We start from the raw sequence: 1550 nt of genomic DNA on the forward strand, positions 1-1550 counted from the left end.
GCCCGGCGGGCGGCCCGCTGGCCGATCCAGGGCTTCAGGCTGGGTGACGCGTCATAGCTGACCGGCCCGGCGAGGCGGAGGTCGAGCACGCCCGCCATCGCCGCTTCGGGCCAGCCGGCATTGGGCGAGGCGTGTTTTGCGCGCGTCGCGCCGCATCACGCGCCAGCCGCCGGGACCGGCGAGGCACAGCAGGGCGCCGCTGATCCGCGCGGGGATCCAGTTGGCGAGGTCGTCGATCCGTGCGGACGCCCAGCCGAACGCGCGCCAGCGTGGCTCGCGGTGGCCGATCAGGCTGTCGGCAGTGTTGATCGCCTTGTAGATCCACAGCCCGGGGAGCCCGCCGATAAGCAGCCAGAAGAGCGGCGCGACGATGCCGTCGCAGAAGCTTTCGGCGAGGCTCTCGATCCCGGCGCGGGCGATGCCGGCGGAGTCGAGCCGGTCGGTGTCGCGACCGACGATCCGGCCGACCACGATCCGCGCACCCTGCACGTCGCCCATGCCAAGCGCAGTGGCGATCGGGGCGACGTGATCGTTGAGGCTGCGCTGCGCAAGACCGGGGGCGGCGAGGAGGCCGATGCCGATCCAGGCATAGGCGCCGAGATAGGTCGCGAGCAGCCAGGTCGCGCCCCAGCGATCCCGCCCGTTACCGCGAGCGTGATCGCGAGCGTCGCGACCCCGGCGATGCGGCGCGTCGCGTCTGGCCATGAGGAACGGTTGAGCGCCTTTTCGAGGCTGCCGATGATCGCGGCGATCCCGCCGACGGGGTGACCGACCCGACGGTAGAGCCGCTCCGGCCAGCCGAACGCGGCGTCGAGCGCGAGGGCGATGAGCGCGACGGGGTCAGCCATGCGCGAGCGCCGTGTAGAGACGCGCCAGTGCGGCTGCGTCGGCGGGGACGCCGAGACGCAGCCAGCGGGGGTCATAGGTAAAGGGGCGGGTCAGGATGCCCGCCATATTCAGGCGCTCGAACAGGGACTTGGCGTCGTCTGTTACGATGAGGCGGAAGAGCGGGCAGGCGCCTTTCGCAGTCAGCCCGTGGCGGAGAAGCACCGCGTCGAACGCGGCTGCACGGGTGACGAGCTGTGCGCGCGTCGTGTCGATCCAGTCGCGGTCGGCATAGGCGGCGGTGCCAATCGCGAGCGCGGTGGCGGAAATCGGCCAGCTGCCCAGACGGTCGCGGACCCGCGCGACGATGCCGGGCGGTGCGATCATGAAGCCAAGCCTCACACCCGCTAGACCGAAGAATTTGCCAAATGATCGGAACAGGATGACGGGATCTTCTGCGGACAGGTGCGAGGCCAGGCCGACGTCGGGGAGCGTGTCGGCGAAGGCCTCGTCGACGACCAGCCAGCCCGCATTCTCGCGGAGCCGGTCGATCACTGGCTTGAGCGCGTCCGGACTGACCAGCCGGCCGTCGGGGTTGTTCGGGTTGGCGAGCAGGATGGTGCCGCCATGTGCTGCTTCGTCGGCGAGGCTGTCGATCGAGATCCGCGCGGGGAAGACCGCTTCGTGTGTCGCGTAGCTGGGGCCGACATGGCGGGCCGGGGGCG

Annotated in this window: 1 protein-coding gene and 1 pseudogene; both read right to left on the reverse strand. The window is 70.9% G+C overall.

Features of this window, described 5'->3' with window-relative positions:
• A pseudogene (cbiB, locus tag NI18_RS20030) lies at positions 1 to 848 on the reverse strand (adenosylcobinamide-phosphate synthase CbiB); the annotation flags it as partial.
• Positions 841 to 1550, reverse strand: a 710-nt coding sequence (locus tag NI18_RS20035; protein WP_037532793.1) for an aminotransferase class I/II-fold pyridoxal phosphate-dependent enzyme, incomplete at its 5' end; no start/stop codon positions are given. The pseudogene cbiB and the gene NI18_RS20035, both read right to left, overlap by 8 nt.

Origin of the sequence: Sphingomonas sp. Ant20 (genome assembly GCF_000783375.1) — a bacterium.
GTDB classification, from domain to species: Bacteria; Pseudomonadota; Alphaproteobacteria; order Sphingomonadales; family Sphingomonadaceae; genus Sphingomonas; species Sphingomonas aerolata.